This window comes from Kitasatospora sp. MAP5-34, from assembly GCF_029894335.1.
Classification (GTDB): domain Bacteria; phylum Actinomycetota; class Actinomycetes; order Streptomycetales; family Streptomycetaceae; genus Kitasatospora.
The window spans coordinates 63,137-79,691 of the sequence record NZ_JARXZC010000036.1 but is presented as its reverse complement, the minus strand read 5'-3'; the positions used below and the strand labels follow the sequence as shown (position 1 = coordinate 79,691).

16 protein-coding genes and 2 pseudogenes are annotated in these 16,555 nt (G+C 68.3%); 6 read left to right on the top strand and 12 right to left on the bottom strand.

Annotated features, from left to right (window positions below):
- The 3 genes and pseudogenes from P3T29_RS25350 to P3T29_RS25340 form a co-directional block, all read right to left on the bottom strand.
- A pseudogene (locus P3T29_RS25350) lies at positions 1 to 646 on the bottom strand (CpaF family protein); the annotation flags it as partial.
- A 68-nt stretch (positions 647 to 714) separates the two neighbouring features.
- A complete protein-coding gene (locus P3T29_RS25345) occupies positions 715 to 1,533 on the bottom strand; it encodes a hypothetical protein (protein ID WP_280718927.1) in 819 nt (272 codons plus the stop codon).
- A complete protein-coding gene (locus tag P3T29_RS25340) occupies positions 1,533 to 2,234 on the bottom strand; it encodes a hypothetical protein (protein ID WP_280718926.1) in 702 nt (233 codons plus the stop codon). Before P3T29_RS25340 ends, P3T29_RS25345 begins: the two co-directional genes overlap by 1 nt.
- On the opposite strand from P3T29_RS25340, the gene P3T29_RS25335 reads away from it, so the two are divergent.
- On the top strand, positions 2,222 to 2,797 hold the full coding sequence (locus P3T29_RS25335) for a hypothetical protein (RefSeq protein WP_280718925.1): 576 nt from the start codon (positions 2,222 to 2,224) through the stop codon (positions 2,795 to 2,797). The genes P3T29_RS25340 and P3T29_RS25335 overlap by 13 nt on opposite strands.
- A 367-nt stretch (positions 2,798 to 3,164) precedes the next feature.
- Here the strand turns inward: P3T29_RS25335 and P3T29_RS25330 are convergent, their stop codons facing one another.
- Positions 3,165 to 3,581 (bottom strand): hypothetical protein, encoded by a 417-nt coding sequence (locus P3T29_RS25330; protein ID WP_280718924.1) that lies wholly within the window; start codon positions 3,579 to 3,581, stop codon positions 3,165 to 3,167.
- 1,151 nt (positions 3,582 to 4,732) lie between these two features.
- On the opposite strand from P3T29_RS25330, the pseudogene P3T29_RS25325 reads away from it, so the two are divergent.
- Positions 4,733 to 4,906 (top strand): annotated as a pseudogene (locus P3T29_RS25325) (transposase); the annotation flags it as partial.
- 211 nt (positions 4,907 to 5,117) lie between these two features.
- Positions 5,118 to 5,519, top strand: a complete 402-nt coding sequence (locus tag P3T29_RS25320) for a transposase (RefSeq protein ID WP_280718923.1) — start codon at positions 5,118 to 5,120, stop codon at positions 5,517 to 5,519.
- Here the strand turns inward: P3T29_RS25320 and P3T29_RS25315 are convergent.
- Complete coding sequence (locus P3T29_RS25315; RefSeq protein ID WP_280718922.1) at positions 5,485 to 5,970, bottom strand: hypothetical protein; 486 nt, start codon at positions 5,968 to 5,970, stop codon at positions 5,485 to 5,487. The two genes, P3T29_RS25320 and P3T29_RS25315, sit on opposite strands and share 35 nt — an antisense overlap.
- 124 nt (positions 5,971 to 6,094) lie before the next feature.
- On the bottom strand, positions 6,095 to 7,534 hold the full coding sequence (locus P3T29_RS25310; RefSeq protein WP_280718921.1) for an NF041680 family putative transposase: 1,440 nt from the start codon (positions 7,532 to 7,534) through the stop codon (positions 6,095 to 6,097).
- A 252-nt stretch (positions 7,535 to 7,786) separates the two neighbouring features.
- Between P3T29_RS25310 and P3T29_RS25305 the strand changes: the two genes are divergently transcribed.
- On the top strand, positions 7,787 to 9,040 hold the full coding sequence (locus P3T29_RS25305) for an IS256 family transposase (RefSeq protein ID WP_280718920.1): 1,254 nt from the start codon (positions 7,787 to 7,789) through the stop codon (positions 9,038 to 9,040).
- A gap of 199 nt (positions 9,041 to 9,239) precedes the next feature.
- Here P3T29_RS25305 and P3T29_RS25300 read toward each other — a convergent pair whose 3' ends face one another.
- The 6 genes from P3T29_RS25300 to P3T29_RS25275 all read right to left on the bottom strand — a co-directional run bounded on the left by P3T29_RS25300 (position 9,240) and on the right by P3T29_RS25275 (position 15,160).
- Positions 9,240 to 9,863 (bottom strand): ATP-binding protein, encoded by a 624-nt coding sequence (locus P3T29_RS25300; protein WP_280718919.1) that lies wholly within the window; start codon positions 9,861 to 9,863, stop codon positions 9,240 to 9,242.
- A gap of 410 nt (positions 9,864 to 10,273) precedes the next feature.
- A complete protein-coding gene (locus P3T29_RS25295; protein WP_280718918.1) occupies positions 10,274 to 11,173 on the bottom strand; it encodes an aminoglycoside phosphotransferase family protein in 900 nt (299 codons plus the stop codon).
- 32 nt (positions 11,174 to 11,205) lie between these two features.
- Positions 11,206 to 12,612 carry a hypothetical protein gene (locus P3T29_RS25290; protein WP_280718917.1) on the bottom strand — a complete coding sequence of 469 codons (1,407 nt, stop codon included), beginning with the start codon at positions 12,610 to 12,612 and terminating at the stop codon, positions 11,206 to 11,208.
- Positions 12,613 to 13,009: 397 nt separating this feature from the next.
- Positions 13,010 to 13,231, bottom strand: a complete 222-nt coding sequence (locus P3T29_RS25285; RefSeq protein WP_280718916.1) for a hypothetical protein — start codon at positions 13,229 to 13,231, stop codon at positions 13,010 to 13,012.
- Between the two features lie 336 nt (positions 13,232 to 13,567).
- Complete coding sequence (locus P3T29_RS25280; RefSeq protein WP_280718915.1) at positions 13,568 to 14,719, bottom strand: helix-turn-helix transcriptional regulator; 1,152 nt, start codon at positions 14,717 to 14,719, stop codon at positions 13,568 to 13,570.
- Between the two features lie 3 nt (positions 14,720 to 14,722).
- Positions 14,723 to 15,160, bottom strand: coding sequence for an NUDIX domain-containing protein (locus P3T29_RS25275; protein WP_280718914.1), 438 nt, complete (start codon positions 15,158 to 15,160; stop codon positions 14,723 to 14,725).
- A 174-nt stretch (positions 15,161 to 15,334) separates the two neighbouring features.
- Here P3T29_RS25275 and P3T29_RS25270 point away from each other — a divergent pair, with 174 nt between their 5' ends.
- Entirely contained in the window at positions 15,335 to 16,150 is an 816-nt protein-coding gene (locus tag P3T29_RS25270) for a TauD/TfdA family dioxygenase (protein WP_280718913.1), read from the top strand.
- 183 nt (positions 16,151 to 16,333) lie between these two features.
- Positions 16,334 to 16,501, top strand: a complete 168-nt coding sequence (locus P3T29_RS25265) for an FxLD family lanthipeptide (protein WP_280718912.1) — start codon at positions 16,334 to 16,336, stop codon at positions 16,499 to 16,501.
- Positions 16,502 to 16,555 lie beyond the last annotated feature (54 nt).

The following is a 16,555-nucleotide window of genomic DNA, read 5'->3' as shown; positions in this document are numbered from 1 at the left end:
ACGCCGCGCGAGGCGTATCTCGAGCATCGCAACATGCGGCTCGCAGCGTAGCTTTCAAGCACACGGCGGCTGTCCGGAAAACGCGTGGCCCCTCAGGCAGCGTCGCCCGGGGATACCGGTGGCGGCGAATGGAGAGGGAGACCCGGCCGGAGACCGCCATCACCGCGAACATCCGCGACCCGTCCGGCAGCTGCACGTTCAAGCGCGGCACCGCCCGGTCGAACCTGCGCTCCTCCGATCCCCCGCGCGCGGCGACCGTACGGATCAGCTCCACCAACTCGGCGTCCGAAGCAGCGATCGGCGCGACCTGCTCCTTGCGGCCGTCGGCGAAGCGCACGAACACCGTGTCGCAGCCGTTCGCGTGGATGTTCTCCACCAACTCGTTGTCCAGCAGCGCCTGCAGCCCGCCCAGACCGAACAGCGCGTCATGCGCGGCCCGAAGTGCCCGCGTCTCAGCACCCGAATCCAGCGCCCGCCATCCCTGGCCCAGCAGCCGGGTGGTGTGGCGCTCCATCGCCTCACTCAGCAGCCGCTCCCCCACCGCCCGCCGTTCGTGCGCCGTCATCGAGCTCAGCCCCGCCTCCTCCCGCCTCTGGGCCTCGGCGACGAGAAGCTGCGCGACCTCCTCCCGCAGCGCCTCGCTCAACGCCCGGTCACCCAGCCCTGGACTGCCCGCGACCGCAGCCCTCGCGGGAACTGCCTGTGGGGTCGTACTCATGCGCGTTCACCTCCCAGAACGGACGCCAGGCTGACCTGCGCAGCTGCCACCGGATCGCCCTCAGTCCGCTGGTCGTCCTCACGCTCAGGACGCCCGAGCAACTGCCGTTCCAGCACGACGGCCAGACGCCGGGCCACATCCATCAGCGGGTGCCGGGGCCGGGCCGGCCAGCGGCGGCGCGGTACCGGCGCGCCGCGCAGCAGGGCCGCACTCGCCTCGTCGTGCGGCAGCATTACGCACGTATCAGCACCCAGGGCCGCTTCTACCTCGGGCGCGGGCCAGGCGCACCGCCCGATCACCGCGACCACCAGATACCCGGCGTGGGGCCGTAGCCGCGCCGCCGCCTCCGCCGTATGCCCGAGCGCCTCCACCGCTCCGCCGCTGACCAGCACCACGGCGTCCGCGATGCGAAGCAACTCCGTAGCAGTGCCCGTGTCCAAACCCAGTCGGCCGCAGTCGGCGACCACCAGCGCGCCGCCGAGGTCCGCGTCCGCCCACGCCTCACCCAGTGCATCCAGCGCAGCCGTGCACTGGCCGGCCTCCGCCGGGGCGACCACCACCTCGACACCGCCGGGCAACCGCTGAGCGTGCTCACGTACCAACGCCGCCGTCACACCGCTGCGCCGGGAGGCCGCCGCCAGGCTCACCAGCCCCGGTGTCTCGCGCATTCCGAAGCGCAGCAGCGCATCGCCGCCCGAAGCATCCGCCTCCACGACCAGCAGGCGCGCCTGTCCAGGCCAGGCCGCGGCCAGCGCCAGAGCGGTCGTGCTCGCCCCGGGCGAACCCTTCGCCGAACCCACCACGATCACCGGCATCAGCGTGCACTCCCCACCGGATCGGCCCCCAGCAGCACTACGGCAGGTTCCTGATCAGCCACCAGCCGACCCGCTTGGCCCACGGTGACCTGCAGCATCACGACCGCACCGCCGGACGATCCGCCGCCCGGGCGGACGTCCAGCGTCATCGCGGTCACCGGTTCTGCCCCGGCCGGGCCCGCCCCGGCGCCGCCGACCGTGGCCGCGGGACGGGTCTCATACACGGACACCCGCTCGCCCGCGCCCAGCGTGGGCGGATACCTTCCCTCCTTCAGCGCGAGCGTCACGACCGCCGACCCGGGCGGTGTCGGCCCCTGCCCGAGCAGGTCCTCCGAGAGCAGCAGGCCCGCCGGAAGGGCCGAGTTCACCTTCTGCCCCACCACCGCGTCCCGCCGTCCCGCCGAGATCATCGTGAGCCCTTCCTCAGCGGAGACCAGCACCGACTTCACGTCAGCGCCCGTCAGCACCTGTCCCGCCGCCACCGGCTTCGCCAGCGCCAGCACCTGGCTGCGATGCCCCGTGGCAACCGCCAGCACGCCGAAGAGCAGCGCACACACCGCCATGACCATCAGCCCGGTGAGCAGCCGCATCCGGTCCCGCCGCCGTACTGCCGCAATCCGCACCCCCTCACCCTTCGTCAGTGCCGGGCCGGGCTGCTCGCGCCGCGCCCGCGCCGAGGGAACTTTCAATGTCAGCATCAACGCACCACTCCTCAACGATCCCGACCAACACGACGCTCACAGGGCCTCAGCGGCCGCCGCCCGCCACCACGAGCGACTGGACCTCCACCACCTTCACCGGCAGCACCGACCTCGTCGTCAGATCCGGGAACACCCCGCCCCGGCCGGCCCCCGACCACGACACCGACCAGTGCGCCGTCACCACCGCCTGGAACACCCCGCCCGCCTCCCCGACGGACGGCCGCTCGAAGGTGTGCCCGCAGTCCGGCGAAGCCGCGTACGGATCCGAATCCGGCCCGTACGGCGTCCCCGGCCCCCGACACACCACCACCGCCGACCCGTCCCCGAACTCCCACACCGCCGAGGTCGGGGTCGCCACGGCTTCCACGACCACCCCGGGGACCTCGGCCGTGGACCGCACCGGAGTCCAGACCGACCGATCCACCCACAGCCACGACGGAACACCCACCACCTGCCGCGCCGTCTCCACCGGCGACATTCTCACCACAGGCTTCGGCAGCTGCAGCTGCGCCACCGCCCTCGCGGCCAGTGCTGCGGGATCAACTACCGGCTCCGGCGTCTGAGCACCTCCGAAATCCGCCCACAGCGGAGCGCCGGTAATAGGGGTGCTCCCGAAACTGCCCTGAGGAAGCGTTCCGCCGCAATCGAGGACGTACCACTGACCCTGGTGACCGTTGCTGAGCGTGAGCACATCCGACTTCGGCACGCTGACACAGACCGGCTTCTGGCCATCTCCCGCCGGGCCGCCTGTAGTCGGCCGAGTTGCACCTGTATCACCGGGAGTCGCAGCAATGTGAGCCGCCGACAAGTCGCAGCTTCCGTTTCCACAGACGGTAGTGCCATAGTGGGCGCCCTGTCCGTCAGCCAGTGCAACGCCCAATTGACTTACGGATGCAAGGACGGCCCCAGCGGCGACCACCGCCGCGCGACTCAGCACGTGCCCTCAGCACCGGTGATCTGCTCGCTGACCGCCCACTTGCCGTCCGCCTGCAACGTGATCGCGGACGCGGAGCGGCTGCGGCCTCCTGGGACATCGTCAGCCAGGCTTCCGTCAGCCTTGTACTTCAGCCAGTGCGTGTCGTCCAGGCAGTCCGCGACCTCCACCCGATTCGGCGCGGTCGGCGGCGACACCGACGTCACCCGCGCCTTCCACACCAAACGCCCCTTGCCCACAAGCCCCTTACCCTGCTCATCCGCGAACGTCTGGGACCAGAGCGTCAGTGGTTGCCCCGTCATGTGAGCTGCCAGTCGAGGGTTCCGATAGTCGGCTGTCAGCGCGGCCGCCATGACGTCCTCCCACATCGCGTCATAGGCAGCAAGCGCCTCAGGAGGCGCGGCGACGCCCAACCACGAAGGAGCTGGCGCAGCCGAAGCGGAGCCCGAGACAGTCGAAGCAGCGCTGGCGGTCCTGGAGGTCGAGGCGGAGGCCTTCGGCGTGACCTCCACGCTGGGTGAGACTTCGCTCGTACAGCCGACCAATCCCGTCAGGCACGCCAGACTCACCATCCGGGCCAAGGTCCCCCTGCGGCCATTCAGCCGAGTTGACTCCACCATTGCCTCGCCTCCTGCTCATTACCTGGACCACGAAGAATCCGGCGCCGCACTCCAGTACCGGTGTATGACGGCATTTATGCCGAAGAAGATGCGAATATTGACGCTTTTCACACTGAAGAGTGCAAAGTCTGACAAGATTCCGAACTAGCCCGTACCCCTGGTTCGTTCGACCACCTCACTCTCGGCGGGAAGACCAAGCTGCCCTGTTCATCTCCGAGCTGTCGATGGCTCAGGTGTCGGGCCAGGGCACCGGAACCTGCATGGGAACCTCCTCGACCATGCCCAGAGGTAGCGGCGACGCGGACCTACCGGGGTGGGTACGACTCCTCAACGTCGGCCCGCATGCCGCCAGGACGGCCAGGCAAGCCATCACCACCACGACACGAAGAGCGCGACAAGCTCCGATTTCGGCGGTCATGTCTGCCATCGCTCCATCTCCCCGCTGTCCGCAGGGCCACGAAGGCCCCGGTGTCGATCTCTCAAGTACCGGTGTATGGCAAGTTCCTGCCGTAGAACCAGCATCTCGGGGACCGTTCACGGGGACGGAGGACAGGCGCCCCGAACTAACGGCCCCGTCCAGACGAATTCTCGGAACGCGACCACATCTGTCCGGGTCATCCAGTCGAGTCGTTCTCGCCAACGAATTGTCGACGCGATCAATCAACTTCATTGACTAGCCGTTGCTCTATCGAACTTCGTGGGCGTGAGTTCGAGTCTGCCAACTCGGTCGGGTGATTCTCTGATCAACAGGGCATGAAAGTGGGGCCTCCCGCACAGCTCGTGGGTGTCGAATCCAGCCGAGCAACAGGAGGCCCCTGGTGCTGCAGTCTTCCGTGTCTACGCCGTTGTCGTCCAACCCTGCACCCCTGTCGTGTGATTGCCTCGCTCACCGGTTCGGGAATGCCGGGGACCGCACGCACAGGCGTCCGAGATACCCGTCGGACATGAACGACGCGGAATGGGCCGTCGTGCGCGACGCGATGCCCGTGCCCGCCTGGCTGGAAGGCCGCGGCGGGCAGCCAGAGGGCTACTGCCACCGGCAGCTGGTCGACGCTGTGCGCTACCTGGTCGCGGGCGGCATCGCCTGGAGGGCGGTGCCTGCGGACTTTCCCGCGTGGGACCGCGTCTACGCCTTCTTCAGGCGCTGGCGTGACACGGGCCTGGTCGCCGAGTTCCACGACCGGCTGCGCGACCGGGTCCGGAAGGAGGCGGGCCGTGATCCGGAGCCGACCGCCGGGATCATCGACTCCCAGTCGGTGAAGGGGGCGGCGTCCGTGCCGGCGGCGAGCCGGGGGTTCGACGGCGGGAAGAAGGTGAACGGGCGTTATCTTGAGGCATATCGTCGTGGACACCCTCGGGCTGCTGCTGGCCGTGATGGTGACCGCAGCCTGCGTCACCGACCGCGAGGCCGGCTGGACGCTGCTGGAGCGATTGCGGATGCGGCACTGGCGCATCTCGCTGGTGTGGGCCGACGGCGGTTACACGGGGCGTCTGGTCGACCTCGCCCGCGACGTGCTGCGGATCGCGCTGACCGTGGTCAAGCGGACCGACGACGCCACGGGCTTCGTGGTGCTGCCGAAAAGGTGGCTGGTGGAACGGACGTTCGCGTGGCTGATGCGATCACGCCGCCTGGCCCGCGACTACGAGACCCGCACCGACACCTCCGAGGCGATGATCCGGTGGTCAATGAGCATGGTCATGAGCCGCCGACTCGCCCGGCGACCATACTGAACATCCCCGGACGGTCCTCGGCCAGCCAGCCCCGCACGGCCAGGCGCTTCACCTTCGACCGTACCCCCTCGACCTTCGCCGCGACCACGTCCAGACCCAAGGCCGCCGCGAGCTGCCGACAGTCCATCACCTCCCCGCCCCGATCGGCCAGGACCTCCACGAGCCGCTGGTAGTCCGGCGCCAGCGAACTCGGATCGAGACCTTCCCTCCAGGCGGGCACCACCGATCCGCGCACCGCCGAGGTGACCCGCGACGCCCCGACGCCGGTCGCCACGACCGACGGCGCCTCCTCGCTCGTGCGAGGTTCCGCCAAGACTTCCGCCACCGTCTGACGGGCAATCACGAATCGCTCCCACACAGCCTCGGCTTCCCGCAGTTCGGCCTGCAGGACCTCCACCCGCCGCCGAGCAGCACGCTCGCGCTCCTCCAACAGCCCCATCACCGACGGCATCCGGCACCTCCACCGCAGAGACGACACGACACCCCGTCTCTGCCACCGAGACGCCCGCACCATTCCTGACCAGCAGAAACGCACCCATCACTCTCGGAAAGACAACGCCTTCTGAGCTTGATCTTTAACCTCGCGCGGCAAGGTGGGCTTGGAGTGTGGGTTCGCGTTTGACGGTCTTGCCGACGTCGTGGCGGGGTGCCGGCCTGCGGTTCTTCGAGCCCGGTGGCCGTCCGGGGCCCGGCCGGGAGGGTTTCGGCACGCCAGCCGGAGTGAGGACCTTCGCGCGGATGTTGCGGAACCCCCGGCGGACCCGGGCCGGGGTCAACTTCGCTGCGGGCAAGGGACGTTCCCAGGGACGGCGCAAGTCGGCGGTCAGCGGGCGAGCCAGGCGGAGCTGGGTGTGGGCAACGATGACAAGCCAGGTCCACAGATCGGCGGTGTCCGGCGCGCGAAAGTGCGGCGCGGTCCAGCCCAGAGTGCCCTTGAGCAGGCGAAAGGTGTGCTCAAGATCGAATCTTCGTAGGAAGGTGCGCCAGATCCGGTCCAGGTGGGCGGTGTCGATGCCGGTGGCCGAGGACCACAGCCACAGCGGCTTTGCCTCGCGTTCGCCGGGCAGGTGCTCGACCTTGAGGCGGACCAACGTGCCGTGGGTGATGGGAATTTCGCCTTCGTGGTCGAGCCAGGGGCCGCGCTTTTGCAGGCGCTGGTGCATCCGGTCCCAGGCCCTGGCCTCGGCTTTGCCGTAGCGGGTGGTCTCGGTGCGGGTGGTGGTGTCGGGCTCGTGCCAGGACTCGGGCTTGGCGAAGGTGAACGCGGTGCCGTGCTTGCGGGGGCGCCCGCCCCTGGGCGTGGAGCGGGGCTCGCCCGCGTCGCGGAGCATGACCCGGTCTGAACGCAGTCGGCCGATGAGTTCGAGGGGCAGGTCGGATAGGAGGTGGGCCAGGCGGGTGACGTCGTAGCCGGCGTCCATCACTATGAGGATGTCCGGATCGTCGGCCTGCCAGTGCCCGGCGGCGATCAGGCGCCCGGTGACCTCGCGCAGTTGGGCGGCGGTCACTGCAGTGGCGTCGTCCTGCGGGCCGAGCCGGACCGCGTCCAGCAGACCGGTCCAGGAGGTGCGGCCGGACTCCAGCGCGGCGACGAAGGAATAGGGCCAGCCGGGGATGAACTGGTCGGCGCTGCGGCCGCGGCCGTAGACGTGGCAGAACAGGCGGTCGTCGCTGGTGGGGGCATCGGGGCGGAGCCAGTTGGAGACGTCCACGGCCAGGGCGATGCGCCCGTCGGCGAGCCGGGGGATCGGCAGGGCTGCCAGTGTGCGTCGCAACCGGGTCGGCTCCAGCCAGCCCCGGTCCAACGCTGCGTACATCGCGCCGTGCCCGCGCCGGTGCTCGGCGGCCAGCGACAGGTCCACCAGTGTCTTGACCGGCCCGTCCACGCACAACAGCGCGTCCGTGAGCTCGAAGAGCACATCCGCCCGCTTGTACAGACTCTCGTAGAACTCGACCCGAAAGCGGGACAAGATGCCCAACGCGTCACCTACGGGCGCGTCGACGGGAAGACTCATGGGCAGCGGCCGTTCTCTCGTGCTTCGTGACTCGACATCTCGAAGCGTGGAGAACGGCCGCCTCCGCTGTCCCGGAAAGAACCGCAGATCAGCAGGTCGGGTGACCCGCGACGTTAAACAACAAGCTGAGAGCAATGCTCAAGACCTGTGGATCGGTTCCGGGAGGGCACGCGGAGGGCGTACCTTCCCGAATGATCCTGTGATGGTCACCGAGTAGGCCCGCGTTTCAGCGCGGGTCGGGAAGGCACGCCCGTGCTCAGCGTAGTCACCGCCGACGGCTCCACCCAGTCCGGCTCCCTGATCGACGAGATCGTCCGAGAGGGCGCCCGCCGGATGCTGGCCGCCGCACTGGAGGCCGAAGTCAACCAGTGCATAGCCGAGTTGGAAGCCGAGACCGACCAGCGCGGGCACCGCCTGGTGGTCCGCAACGGCCATCACCGGCCCCGCAGCGTGGTCACGGCGGCCGGCCCCGTCGAGGTGACGGCCCCGCGGGTGAACGACAAGCGCGTCGACCCGGCCACGGGCGAGCGGCAGCGGTTCGCCTCCAAGATTCTGCCGCCCTGGTGCCGTAAGTCGCCCAAGGTCAGCGAGGTACTGCCGCTGCTCTACCTGCACGGCCTGTCGTCGGGAGACTTTGTGCCGGCGCTGGAACAATTCCTCGGCTCTGCGGCCGGGCTGTCACCGGCCACCGTGACCCGGCTGACTAAGCAGTGGCATGACGATCACGCCGCCTTCCAGGACCGCGACCTCGCGGACAGCGACTTCGTCTACGTGTGGGCCGACGGCGTGCACCCCAAGGTCCGGCTCGGGCAGGCCCACTCGTGCGTGCTGGTGCTGATGGGTGTGCGGCTGGACGGCACCAAGGAGCTGATCGCGCTGGCCGAGGGGCTGCGCGAGTCGACCGAGTCGTGGGCCGATCTGCTGCGTGACTGCCGCCGTCGTGGCATGCGCGCTCCTGAACTGGTCGTCGGCGACGGCGCGATGGGCCTGTGGAAGGCGCTTCGGGAGGTGTTTCCCGCCGCCCGCCATCAAAGGTGCTGGGTTCACAAGGCTCGCAATGTCACCAACGCCCTGCCGAAGTCCGCACAGCCTGGCGCGACCAAGGCCATGCAGGAGATCTACAACGCCGAGGACCGCGTCCACGCCGAGAAGGCGATCGAGACGTTCGCGAAGACCTACGGCGCGAAGTTCCCGAAAGCTGTCGCGAAGATCACCGGCGATCAGGAGGAACTGCTGGCGTTCTACGACTTCCCGGCCGAGCACTGGATCCACCTGCGGACCACGAACCCCATCGAGTCGACCTTCTCCACCGTCAAGCTCCGGACCAAGGTTACCCGCGGCGCCGGCAGCCCGGCCGCGGCCCTCGCGATGGTGTTCAAGCTCGTCGAGTCTGCCCAGGCCCGATGGCGGGCGATCACCGGCGCACACCTCGTGGCACTGGTCCGGGCAGGTGCCAGGTTCGAGAATGGCGTCCTCGTCGAACGTCCTGAAGTACACGCTGCGTAACGACGGTGGGCAGCCTGACCGACGGGCGAAGGCCGCCGTGCAGAACTGGGGAGGGCGACGAACCGTGGCGATCTGCTTCGAGCTGGTGTCGCCGTCGGCGCGGGTACCCGTATCGGCCGGGAACAGTTAGGCGCGGTCGGCCAGCACGTGATCGGGCCGTGTGCGTGGCCGCCCCCGTCGATGCTCGCGCGCGGGATGCTCAGTCGGCCTCGTGACGGACCTCGACCGAAAGTTCTCGCCACGACACAGCTAGCTGCACCGGATCGATGACTTCGGGCGCACCGTCGGCCCGTACAGTCCCGTCCGGACGGAAGTGAACCGTCGTCCCGGTCGGGTCGCTGCCGGGGATGGGCACCAGGTCGGTGACCGGCACGCCGTGTTCGTATCGCTGCGTCCAGGCGCCGTTGCGGCGGCGGTTGGTATGAACGAGCCATTCGCTCAATGCTGCGACGACGGAGATGCCACGGCGTGGATGCCCGTCGGGAAGTATTTGCGCGTCAGGAGAGTCGAAGAACCGCAGGTCCTTCGTCGACATGGCCGGCTTCTTCACTACGCGGCCACGGTCATCGACACGAGTGGCGGCACCACGGCCATCGTCGGACACAGACACTGAGCCATCGCGGTGGAAGGTGACGACGCACCGGCTGCCGTTGTTGGCCTCCGCCTCGTCTGCCGCATAGGCGATGACCTCAAGAACCAGGTGCTGCAGGCCGCCAGGGGCGAACGTAGCCGGTTCCCGGCGGATGCGTGCGAGATGGTCGCCGTCCACGGCGATCGCCCAATCATGCGTCGTGTTTTGCAGCGGGCTCGTTGGAGTGTCCATCCGAACAGTCTCCCAACTGGAGGCGACGGACTCCAGTCCGATTCCCGCGGTCGCAGCCTGATGGCTTTTCAAACAGGTCTACGGCGGCAAGCTCCCGCTCACTCCAGCCCATCCACACATCTTGACAATTACTCCTTCATTGATACGGGGCACACGTGGTGTCCTGTGTGGCCCGCGGCAACGGAGTGATGGTCAGCCAGGGACTGACGTAGGCACTCCGGCTCAGCAGGTGTCACGATGACTGTCTGCGGAGTCCATGCCTGCCCAGATGTGGAGTATCAGACGTGCGCCGCGTTGCGCTGTCTCGTTGACCGGCATCGGAGGATTGCCGCACCCTGGGCTGGGACTGAGGGCGGGTTCTCGCCTTCCCTGAACCGCGGGCGGCCTGCGGCTCTGATTGCCGCGATCGCTCAGAGGATCTGCCAGCGCAGCCCGTGATCGCCCTGTCGCAGACCGTCGACACGGCGGGCCACCTCGGTCAGGGTCGCGGATCCCGGTGCTGCCCTCTTGGCGTTGGTTGTGATCATCCTCATCTCTCGGAGGTCGCGGAGGACGCTATAGCCTTCCCAGGCGGTCACATCGAATCCATACGCGCGGGCGAACGCCGCATAGTGGGCTGGACCGTACCCGAAGCGCCGGCAGTGAATCTCTATGGTCACGAGATCCGTCTCGGGGTCGCCGAAGGTGGCCGTGTCCCAGTCGCACAGCACGGCGTCATCACCGTGATGCAGCGCGTTCCGGTGCTGCGGGTCTCCCTGGAGCACCGCCTGGGGCAGGGCAAAGCGAAGCTCGGCGAGCTCCTTCTCCAAGTGGTCCAGGCGTGCCGAGAGGTACTGCAGATCCTCCAGTGGCAATGCCGTGATGACCGCCAGTGAGCGTCGGATCGCCCCTACCGTGTCCAGCGGCCGGAGTTCGAACGGCGGGTGGGGCAGTTGATGGAGCGCTCGCAGCGGGTCGGCAATCTGTTCGGCGGAGACGGGGCGATCGGGCTGTGGCAGGTATGTCCAGAATGTGACTGGATGCCCGTCGACAACAACAGGCTGCTCCACCGGGTGTAGCGGAACGGTTGGGAATCCGAGGCCGGTTAGCCATGCGACCAACTGAACAGTCCGTTGCACGTCGGCCAGTGAAGAGCCACGCCGAGCGATCTTGACCACCACTGGTGCGCTGCTCAGGCGTAGTACGGCGTTGGTATGACCGCGCAGCAGCACGGCATTCGCGGCGTCAAGGCCCACTCCGCGGCAGGCTAGCTCGAGGACATGGTTCACTTCGGACTCGGCGAAGCCGCCGATCCGTGCCGGTGCGCTCATAGGCGTAAGGCTGACGGAGGAACACCCCGCTGTCACATCGGGCCGGCCGGAAGCGCCAAGATCTCGCCGAGCTCCCGGGCAGCCCGGGAAGAACGGAGGCTCGAAGGGAGTATGTCAATGACGTCCTGAACCCTTGAGCCAAGAATGGTGGTGCGGTGCGCTTCCTGGACCTCCAGGTAAGTGCGGCCGGCAAGTTGGCAGGCTTCCGCAAGACTCCGCTCTCGGACCAGACACATCGCCTCTTCCAGGTGCAGAAGCGCCGGATCGATACCGGTTCGGTCCGGGTAGAGGCGAAACGCCTGCTGCTGAACGGCACGGGCGCGGCTGGTCTCACCGAGATATGTGTACGCCCCGCTGAGGTAGAGATAGAGCCGCCTCTCGGGGAAGGCCCAGGCATCGTCGGCCCGGCCGTGCTTGCAGCGTTCGAACAGGTCCTGGGCCTGGCGGATCGCCGTATGCGCTCCTTCCGCGTCACCCCGACGTGCGAGGGCCCGAGCCTCTGCGGCAGCCGCGAAGGCGCCGGTTGCCGTCGGGCGGTTCCGGTTGAGAAGCCGGGCTTGACGGGCGAGGTCGATGGCAGTGTCCAACGGCCCGTAGTAATACGGAAGCATGGCCGCCTGGGCGCGGACGCGGGCCCTCAGCTCGGTGTTCCCACTGTCATCAGCAGCCGCGCGCGCAGTGCCGTACCACCGTTGGGACTGGTGCAGCCGACCCAGTTTCATGAGGGCGTCAGCGATGAGTGTCGCCACCAGGGCCGTCATTTCGGACAGACGGAGCTGGACGTTCGCGGGCTGACGGTCTCCTGAAAGGACCCGGATCTCTTCCAGGTCTTCGAGAAGCTGGGTGAGCATCTCGGCCGGCGGCGTGACGACGTAGCTTCGCCGAAGGCCCATCATGCGCTCATCCAAAACCTCCAGCTGAGTCACGCTGACCGTGGTGAGTGCGAGCGTCCGCTCGACCGCGCGGCGAGCTGAGTCGACCAGGGCGTCCAACGAATCGCCAGTGCGCTGGCCTGCCGGCACCGGCGGATGCCGGAACTGTGGTCCCGTCGCAGCGGCGGCGCGCAGGGTGACCTCTGCGCCGCTGGTCGACGCCTGACCGCCGGGCCGGTAATTACCCGTCAGGCCCAGGCCCTGGGCGTCGGTCCGATAGAGGCGACAGAGAAGATCAATAGTGCGGGCACGTGGTCGGCGGGGAGTCGCCTCCCAGGCTCGAAGCTGTTCCGCGTTCAGGCTTGGAGCTGAAAGGCGGAGAGAGTCGCACAAGTGCTGTAGTTCGGTGACTGCTTGACTGAGAGTCCAACCACGGGCAAGACGGTGGGATCGCAGCCGACTGACGCCACAGCACGATTCGATGGTGTCGGCGATCCTCTCGATGTCCCACTGCTCGGCGTCAGCCTCGTGCCGGATGCGCTTGGCACAGGACGGACTGTGCGTCATGCTCCTGCACCTCCCCGATCGGTCGAATGACTCTTCAGCGTAGTGCGCAGGCCACAATGCGTGCCGGAAATCCCTAAGAAGTTGGGGGTTTCGACGTTGCCGCACCAAAAACCCCAACTTCCCAGCCTCATCCCTAACTTGTTGCGGTTGCCCGCAGATCGCCGTTCCCGCGAACCTTGCGGAACCCGCAAACGGTCACCGCGACCGTCCCGGCCGCTTCCCCGGAACAAACCCCCATGCCGACCCGCCTGCACGGCCCGGAGGAACTGTCATGCCCATGGTGAAATTCTCAACTGCTTCTAAGGCCTTTGCAGTTGGCGCCACCCGGAGGCGCGTGGTGAAGGAGCTGCAGCTGTCCGGCATACCGCTGTCGGACACGGAGAAGGACGACGTGTGTCTACTGGTGTCCGAGGTGGTCACGAACGCCGTGCTCCACGGCACCGACAAGGACGACCCGCACGCCCGGCTGACGGTCGAAGCGGACGTGGTGGCCGAGACCGACAGGTTGCGGGTCGCGGTGGTCGATCCCGGCCGGGGCATGCCGGAGCAGCGGGAGGCAGGGGAAGACGCGGAGGGCGGCCGTGGGCTGCTCCTGGTGAACCTGGTCGCCGCTGCGCACGGGGCGGAGAAGGACGAGGAGACCGGGGGGACGCGCGTGTGGTTCGAACTTGCCGTCTCCGCCCTCGCCCTCGTCGCCCTGGAGAGGGAGGATGACGTGCCGCGCCCTGTGCAGGACCTCGCCCGCCGGGCAGTGATCGCGCAGCGCATCGCCTCCATGACGGCACACGGCCGTATCCGAACGGCCCGGCCTGTGCCGCACGTCAGCACGGGAGGCGGCCCCCGACGGACCCTGGGCCAACGCCCGCGCCCGTACCTGCTCCGCCGATACCGGACCCCGTGCGGGCTCCGTCTTCGCCATCCCATTTTTTGGCTGCGGAGCGGTAGCCGCAGCACCTCACGCGGCTATTTCGGCCCGCAGCTGAGCGAGAGCACCGTTCCCCTGCATCTGGATATCCGGCAAGCAGCCGCTGGCCCGAACGACGCGCTGGAGCTGGTGCGGGAGTCGATGGACGACCGCACCGTCGATGGCGGTGCGCATCTGTTCACTGGCCGCGCTACTGTCGCCGCGCTGCATAAGAACTTCGCCGGCAGTGATCGCGCAGATGATCCGCCACTGCGCACTGGTCTGTGGGCCCGGGGCGGGTGCCTGTTCCAAGAGGTCAACCGCCCGCTTGATGCGTCCTGTACCCATCAGACCGCGCAGCTGGACCTCGTAGTGGCTGAACGGCGAGAACAGCGCGGTGGCCGGCGCGCGCTCCAGGAGTCGACTGCCCTCCTCGACCGCCTGGTCGAACACCGTGGCGCGGCCGGCCTCTCCGGCGGCGCGCGCCAACAGGACGACGGCCTCGGCACGCTCGGCCGGCGTTCCGGCAAGTGCCCGGGCCTGCCCGAGGCGCTCGAGCGCGGCGCCGAGCAGACCAACCTTGCGCAGCTCGTTGCCGTGGTGCCGGAGGGCATGTGTGTGCAGAGCTGGGTCCTGGAGGCGGCGCGCGACGGCCAGGCCCTTGCCGGTCCAGCGGGCGGCGGCAGCCAGGCGTTCCTCAGGCAGGACATGGCCGAGGGCGACGCCGAGGCTGACGCGAGCGCGAGCGAGCAGCCGCAGGATGTCGATTTCGGTGTGACCGTCGGCGACACGGGCTTCCAGCCTGGCGACCAGGGGCCACAATTCGTCCACCCCGGCGGTGGCCTGGCCGGCTTGGCGGGCGATCTCGGCCAGGCGAAGCACGCTCTCTCCGAGCTGGATCACAGTGCGGTGATCTCCGTCGGCTTCGTCGGTGATACCGAAGCAGTGGGGTGGCAGCCGCAAGCACTCGGCGATGTGACGCAGCGTGCCGACGTCGGTGATGGTGCGCGAGCCGGTCTCGACGCGGGAGATGTAGCTGGTGGAGTATCCAAGCAGGTCAGCGAGCTCCTGCTGAGGCAGGTCGTTGAGTTCGCGGTAGAGCTGGAAAATCTCGGGCAGGCTGCGGCGGCGCAAGATGTCCTGGGCTCTGGGGGTCGTCCAGTGCCAGCGGACGCCGTCGCGGGGCTCGGCCTGGTAGCCCACGGCTCAGTCCTGGTCGAGGAGTTCGTACCAGCGGGCGATGGAGTCCTTGTAGCCCTGGGGCATGGGCAGACCGTCGACAACGTCGCGGTGAAAGAGGCCGGCTTCCTTGTGCTCGTGGCTGACCACGGGGGGCCGGTGGGCGTCTGCTGCCGCGACGGTGCAGCCGTAAGTGACGATAAAGACCCGTCGGCCGGGGAGCGGCTCGTACATCCACACGTCCAGCAGCGGTCCGGCGGTCGCGGTCCAGCCGCTCTCCTCGTGGATCTCTGTCTCCACTCGCTCCACCGGTGTCTCGGAGCCTTCCAGCTTCCCGCCGGGCAGCTCCCACTCTCCTCGCTCGTTCCTGAGCAGCAGGACACGTTGCTGCGAGTCGAGGACCACGCCCTTGATCGAGATGGGGAAGGGAGCTGGTACGTATGGCTGTTCGGGCTGAGAAGTCATGCCTTCTTCCACGGTGTGCGGTCGGTCGCAGGCATTTCGAACCTAGCAGCTCCGGCAGGTCCCGCGGCTACTCCAGACCATGATCACGTTTTGACAGTCTGTCACTTTACGTTCGACGGAGCGGTGGAGACAGTGGTCGTCTCCCATCCAGGTGGCCTTCTCAGGGGGATTGCTATGTCTTTGAGCAGTGTCGGGGCGGACTTCTTCGTGCCTTGGGGCGCGGGCAGCAATGCGGCTCTGGTCGACGCGCGAATCGGCGTTGCTCTTCGCGAACGTGGCGCGGCCGGGCTGGTTGGCCTGCGCTCGCGCGCCGACGTGCTGGCCGCAGCGCATCTGCTCATGCCGGCACTGCGAGCGCACCGCGACAGCGATCCCGACGGTCTGACCGTGATCCGGGACACCGGTCAGCACGCCCACCGGCCCGGGTTCGCGGGCCTGGGCCACGGAGCCCTTCTCGCCCATACGGAGGGCACGCAGGCGCCCGATCCACCGCGCCTGATCCTGCTGGCCTGTCTGCACTGCGGGCAGGCGGGCGGGGCGACCGTGCTGGTGGACGACCGGGCCGTGCTCGGCGAGTTGGCCAGCCTTCAGCCGGCAGCCGTCACAGCACTCATGGCACCGCGAGCTGCCTACTTTGGCGGCGCCGCCGGCCGCCTCGCCCCGGTACTGGAACGACTGCCGACCGAGCGCTGGCGCATCCAGCTGCGCCAGGACGGCCTGGCCAAGTTCTCTCCCGCTGTCCAGCCCTACCTTCCCGCCCTGCGTGCCGTGATACGCCGCAACACAGCGACGCTGCGGCTGGAACCTGGCCAGGCCGTGATCTTGGACAACCATCGTGTCTTGCACGGTCGTTCGTCCTTCACAGGTGATCGTTTGCTGCTGCGCGCGCTGGGCGAGCCGTGTCCCGCCTTACAGCTGGAGGCCGGCTTCGCGCCCCCGCCGGATCTTCTGTCCTCGGCCGGATCTGAGGCGGAGGCGGCTCGCCTGTGACGGCGAATCGGACTGCCTACACGGCTGCCAAAGCGTGGAACTGACGGCGTGGCCCGCGCCGATCCCCAACCCGTAGTCGGCCGGCGGCCTGTTCAGCCGCCCCCACAGTCTCCTGGCCGGACGGCTCACTCGCGTAACCGCACGGCCAGGCACCCATGAGAGAAACCCACATAGGAGGAACAGATGGCCCAGAAGATCAGCGTCCAGTCCACGGCCGTGGCAGCCACCGTCAGCGACGAGTTCGACCTCGACGTGAGGGCGGTTGAGGTGGCCGACGTGGCCAGCCTGCAGGTGCTGACCGACGACGGGTGCGGCAGCACCTGCGGCGCCTGCACCACCGGCGTCCACTGATCCGACCGCAGCACCACACGGGGTTGGCTCCGTCCGGCACCTCCCGGCGGGGCC

Excerpts from the sequence above, each read along its gene's own strand:
- P3T29_RS25345 (WP_280718927.1), bottom strand. The coding sequence starts at position 1,533 with ATGCCGGTGATCGTGGTGGGTTCGGCGAAGGGTTCGCCCGGGGCGAGC.
- P3T29_RS25335 (WP_280718925.1), top strand. The coding sequence starts at position 2,222 with ATGTCAGCATCAACGCACCACTCCTCAACGATCCCGACCAACACGACG.
- P3T29_RS25315 (WP_280718922.1), bottom strand. The coding sequence starts at position 5,970 with ATGCCGTCGGTGATGGGGCTGTTGGAGGAGCGCGAGCGTGCTGCTCGG.
- P3T29_RS25310 (WP_280718921.1), bottom strand. The coding sequence starts at position 7,534 with ATGAGTCTTCCCGTCGACGCGCCCGTAGGTGACGCGTTGGGCATCTTG.
- P3T29_RS25300 (WP_280718919.1), bottom strand. The coding sequence starts at position 9,863 with ATGGACACTCCAACGAGCCCGCTGCAAAACACGACGCATGATTGGGCG.
- P3T29_RS25295 (WP_280718918.1), bottom strand. The coding sequence starts at position 11,173 with ATGAGCGCACCGGCACGGATCGGCGGCTTCGCCGAGTCCGAAGTGAAC.
- P3T29_RS25290 (WP_280718917.1), bottom strand. The coding sequence starts at position 12,612 with ATGACGCACAGTCCGTCCTGTGCCAAGCGCATCCGGCACGAGGCTGAC.
- P3T29_RS25275 (WP_280718914.1), bottom strand. The coding sequence starts at position 15,160 with ATGACTTCTCAGCCCGAACAGCCATACGTACCAGCTCCCTTCCCCATC.
- P3T29_RS25270 (WP_280718913.1), top strand. The coding sequence starts at position 15,335 with ATGTCTTTGAGCAGTGTCGGGGCGGACTTCTTCGTGCCTTGGGGCGCG.
- P3T29_RS25265 (WP_280718912.1), top strand. The coding sequence starts at position 16,334 with ATGGCCCAGAAGATCAGCGTCCAGTCCACGGCCGTGGCAGCCACCGTC.